Raw genomic sequence first — 4090 nt, 5'->3', positions numbered from 1 at the left:
GGCCACCTGGCGGTCCCGCAGCCGTCGCACCAGGGCCAGGCCGGTCTCGTCCGGCAGGTGGTGGTCGAGCAGCAGCCGATCCCACCGCCGGCGCCGGGCTGCTGCTGTTCTGCGGCGGCGACGGCACCGCCCGCGACGTGCTCGACGCCCTCGGCCCCGAACCCCGCCTGCCGGTGCTCGGCATCCCGGCCGGCGTCAAGATGCACTCCGCCGTGTTCGCCGTCCACCCCCGGGCCGCCGCCGAGGTCGCCGCGGCCTGGGCGGCCGGCCGGGGGGTACGGCTGGAGACCGCCGAGGTGGTCGACCGCGACGAGGCCGCCCTGCGGGCCGGCCGGGTCTCCGCCCGGCTGTACGGCCGGCTGACCGTGCCGGTGCTGCCCGCCCGCGTGCAGCAGCGCAAGACCGGCAGCTCCGGACCCGACCCGGGCACCCCGGCCGGCATCGCCACCGAGGTCGCCGAACGGGTCGGCCCCGGCGGGCTGCTGCTCCTCGGCCCCGGCAGCACCACCTACGCGGTGGCCACCGCGCTCGGCGCGCGCGGCGCCAGCCTCACCGGGGTCGACCTGCTGCGGCTCGGCCCCGGCTCCGCGCTCGGACCCGGCCGCGCCGACGGCCTCGCCACCGCCGCCCGGGTCCTGATCCGCGACGCCCGGGCCGACCAGCTGCGCACCCTGCCCGCCACCCCCCACATCGTGCTCTCCCCGATCGGCGGCCAGGGCTTCCTGCTCGGCCGCGGCAACCAGCAGCTCACCCCCGAACTGCTGCGCGCCGCGGGCCGGGAGAGGCTACTGGTGCTCGCCACCGAGGCGAAGCTCGCCGCGCTGGCCGGGCAGCCCCTGCTGCTGGACACCGGCGACCCCGACCTGGACGACGCCCTCTCCGGCCACGTCCGGGTGATCACCGGCCGCCGCTCCGGCGCCGTGTACCGCCTCTCCTGCTGAACCCACCGCCCCACCCGACGATCCCACCGTCCCTCCTGACGATCCCACCGCCCCACTCCCCCGGGCCAGTTGAAGGAGCCACCATGATCGACCTGCACGGCAAGCGCGCGATCGTCACCGGCGCCGCCTCCGGCATCGGCCGGGCCACCGCCGCCCTGCTCGCCGAACTCGGCGCCGCCGTCGTCCTCCTCGACCTCGACGCCGACCGCGGCGAACAGGCCGCCAAGGAGATCGGCGCCACCTTCGTCCGCTGCGACGTCTCCCGGCGCGCCGACTGCGAGCACGCCGTGGCCACCGCCGTCGGCCGACACGGCGGCGTGGACGTGCTGTTCAACAACGCCGGCATCATCCGCCGCTCCACCGTCACCGAGATCACCGACGAGGACTGGGACCTGGTGATGGCCGTCAACGTCCGCTCGATCATGCTGCTCAGCGGACTGGTGGTGCCGCTGATGGCCGCGAACGGCGGCGGCAGCATCGTCAACACCGGCTCCGGCTGGGGCATCAAGGGCGGCGGCCGGGCGATCTCCTACTGCGCCTCCAAGGGCGCCGTCGTCAACATGACCCGGGCGATGGCCATCGACCACGGCCCCGACAACATCCGGGTCAACTGCGTCTGCCCGGGCGACACCGACACCGGCATGCTCGCCGAGGAGGCCCGCCAGCTCGGCGAGAACCCGGCCGCCTTCTACACCGACGCCGCCGACCGCCCGCTCGGCCGCATCGGCCAACCCCGGGACATCGCCCAGACCGTGGCCTTCCTGGCCAGCGACGCCGCCGCCTTCGTCAGCGGCGCGGTCATCGCCGTCGACGGCGCCGGAACCGCCTGACGCCCGCGCACCGTACCGGACCGCACCCCCGTACGGCGGCCGGGCGACGACGTGCGTCGCCCGGCCGGTACGCTACGGACCGAGGAAGAAGGGAAGCCCGATGGCGATCGAGCGGCGACCGCTGCGCGAGCAGGTGAAGGACGAACTCCTGGAGCAGCTCGGCCGCGGCCGGTTCACCCCCGGCGAGTCGATCAACGAGGTCCAGCTCGCCGAGGAACTGGGCGTCAGCCGGACCCCCCTGCGCGAGGCCCTGATCAGCCTGGAGCGCGAGGGCATCATCACCAGCGAACGCGGCAAGGGCTTCCGCTTCGCGCCCACCGGCAAACAGGAGTTCCTCGACCTCACCGCGATCGTGATCGCCCTGGAGTCACTGGCCCTGCGCACCTCCGACCCGGCACACCTGGCCGAGATCGCCCCCCGGCTGCTCGCCGAGGCCCGCGCCTTCTCTGCCCCCCAGGCCCCGCACGGCACGATAGAGCGCTACGACGACGCCTGGCACGCCCTGCTGCTCTCCGGCTGTGCCAACGCCCGGCTGCGCGAGATGATCGAGTCGCTGAAGCTCACCCTGCACCGCTACGAACGGGTGGTGGTCGGCGACCACGAGATCCTGGAACGCGCCGCCGAGGAGCACGAGCGGATCGCCCAGTGCCTGCTGGACGGCGACGTCGACCAGGCCGTCACCGCGCTGGAGGCCAACTGGACCAGCGGCATGGAGCGCATCCTGGACCGCCTGCCCCCGGTCGCCGCGGTCTGACCCGGGCCGGACGCGGACGGCCGTGACCCGGCCGGGGCCGCCCGCCCGCCCGTCAGTCCAGCAGCTCGGCGACGCCCGGGGTCAGCCAGTGCAGCCGGTCCGCCAGGCCCGCCGCCGCGAACCGCTCGGTGGTCTCCGCCCGCCCCTCGGTGAAGTGCTCCCACGAGGTGTAGTGGACGGGGACGACCCGGCGGGCGCCGAGCGAGGCGGTCAGCGCGGCGGCCTGCGCCGCGTCCATGGTGATCAGCCCGCCGCCGCCGAAGGCCTCGATCCGGGCCGCACCGAGGTGCAGCACGGCCGTACCGATCCTGAACCTCCGCCCCACCTCGTCCAGTTCGGGGGTGTGGACGGTGTCACCCGAGACGTACAGCGCCTCCTCCTCGCCGGGCGCCTCGACCACGAACCCGGTGACGTCCCCGACCGGTCCGTGCACCCCGGGCGTGCCGGTCACCCGCAGGGTGCGGCCGTCCACGGTGAGCTCGCGGGTCTGCCACGGGGCCAGCCCCAGCGCCCCGCCGCCGAGCCGGGCCGCACCGCTGACCGTGGTCAGCACCGGGCGGCCGGCGAGCAGGGTCCGGCCGGTGGCGTCCAGGTTGTCGGGGTGCTCGTCGTGGCTGAGCAGTACGGCGTCCACCGGCGGCAGCTCGTCCGGGCTCACGGCCGGGCCACCGGTGCTGCGCAGGACCACCGGATCGTGCCGGTACTCGGCGGGGGCCGGATCGAAGACCGGATCGGTGAGCAGCCGCAGGCCGCCGACCTCCAGCAGGACGGTCGCGGTTCCGACGTGCATGGCCTTAATCTTCACAACTCTCCTTGGTTTTCGCAGAATTGACGATCAGCCGGTCAATCGCGCGTCCGGGATCCGGAACCGGCGCCGGTAGTCCGCCGGGGTGGTGGAGAGCCGGTCCCGGAACACCCGGTGCAGGGTCTCCACCGAGCCGAAGCCGCAGGCCCGGGCCACGCCCGGCAACGGGTGGTCGCTGCGCTCCAGCAGCCGGCGGGCGGCCTCCAGGCGCAGCTCCTCGACGTACGCCCCCGGGGTGGTGCCGGTCTCGGCGCGGAAGACCCTCGCGAAGTGCCGCTCGCTCATGGCGAGTCGCCCGGCGAGCGCGGACACCGACAGATCGGCGTCCAGGTGCTCGCCGACCCAGCGGCGCAGGCCGCGCAGGTCCGCCCGGCCGCCCGTGCGGTGGGCCAGCGGGACACTGAACTGGCTCTGCCCTCCCGGGCGTTGGAGGTACATCACCATGATCCGGGCGATCTCCAGCGCCAGGTCGTCGCCGTGGTCCTCGGCGACCAGGGCGAGGGTGAGGTCCATCGAGGTGGTCAGGCCCGCGCTGGTCCACATCCGCCCGGAGCGGATGAACACCGGGTCGGCGTCCACCTCGACGGCCGGGTGGTCGGCGGCCAGCCGCTCGGCGGTCGCCCAGTGGGTGGTCGCGCGGTGCCCGTCCAGCAGCCCGGCCGCGGCCGTCACGTGCGCGCCCGCGCACACCGAGGCGACCCGCCCGGCCCGCGGCCCGGCCTCCCGCAGCCAGGCGACCACCGCCGGGTCCACCCGCGGC

The 4090-nt window shown here is 75.2% G+C and carries 5 protein-coding genes; 3 read left to right on the top strand and 2 right to left on the bottom strand.

The features are described from left to right. From AB0E96_RS39120 to AB0E96_RS39110, 3 genes are all read left to right on the top strand, one after another. A partial coding sequence (locus AB0E96_RS39120) for an NAD(+)/NADH kinase (protein ID WP_359831313.1) occupies positions 1-941 on the top strand: 941 nt, incomplete at its 5' end. Positions 942-1024: 83 nt separating this feature from the next. Continuing rightward, complete coding sequence (locus AB0E96_RS39115; RefSeq protein WP_359831311.1) at positions 1025-1771, top strand: glucose 1-dehydrogenase; 747 nt, start codon at positions 1025-1027, stop codon at positions 1769-1771. A gap of 100 nt (positions 1772-1871) precedes the next feature. Continuing rightward, entirely contained in the window at positions 1872-2525 is a 654-nt protein-coding gene (locus AB0E96_RS39110; RefSeq protein ID WP_359831309.1) for a GntR family transcriptional regulator, read from the top strand. A gap of 52 nt (positions 2526-2577) precedes the next feature. On the opposite strand, the gene AB0E96_RS39105 is transcribed toward AB0E96_RS39110, so the two are convergent. Together AB0E96_RS39105 and AB0E96_RS39100 are read right to left on the bottom strand one after the other, a co-directional pair. Continuing rightward, positions 2578-3315, bottom strand: coding sequence for an MBL fold metallo-hydrolase (locus tag AB0E96_RS39105; protein WP_359831307.1), 738 nt, complete (start codon positions 3313-3315; stop codon positions 2578-2580). Positions 3316-3360: 45 nt separating this feature from the next. Next, the coding region (locus AB0E96_RS39100; protein ID WP_359831305.1) for a helix-turn-helix domain-containing protein at positions 3361-4090 on the bottom strand (730 nt) is incomplete at its 5' end.

This window comes from Kitasatospora sp. NPDC036755, from assembly GCF_040636595.1.
GTDB lineage: Bacteria > Actinomycetota > Actinomycetes > Streptomycetales > Streptomycetaceae > Kitasatospora.
This window is presented reverse-complemented; position numbering and strand designations above follow the sequence as displayed.

Excerpts from the sequence above, each read along its gene's own strand:
- AB0E96_RS39115 (WP_359831311.1), top strand. The coding sequence starts at position 1,025 with ATGATCGACCTGCACGGCAAGCGCGCGATCGTCACCGGCGCCGCCTCC.
- AB0E96_RS39105 (WP_359831307.1), bottom strand. The coding sequence starts at position 3,315 with ATGCACGTCGGAACCGCGACCGTCCTGCTGGAGGTCGGCGGCCTGCGG.
- AB0E96_RS39110 (WP_359831309.1), top strand. The coding sequence starts at position 1,872 with ATGGCGATCGAGCGGCGACCGCTGCGCGAGCAGGTGAAGGACGAACTC.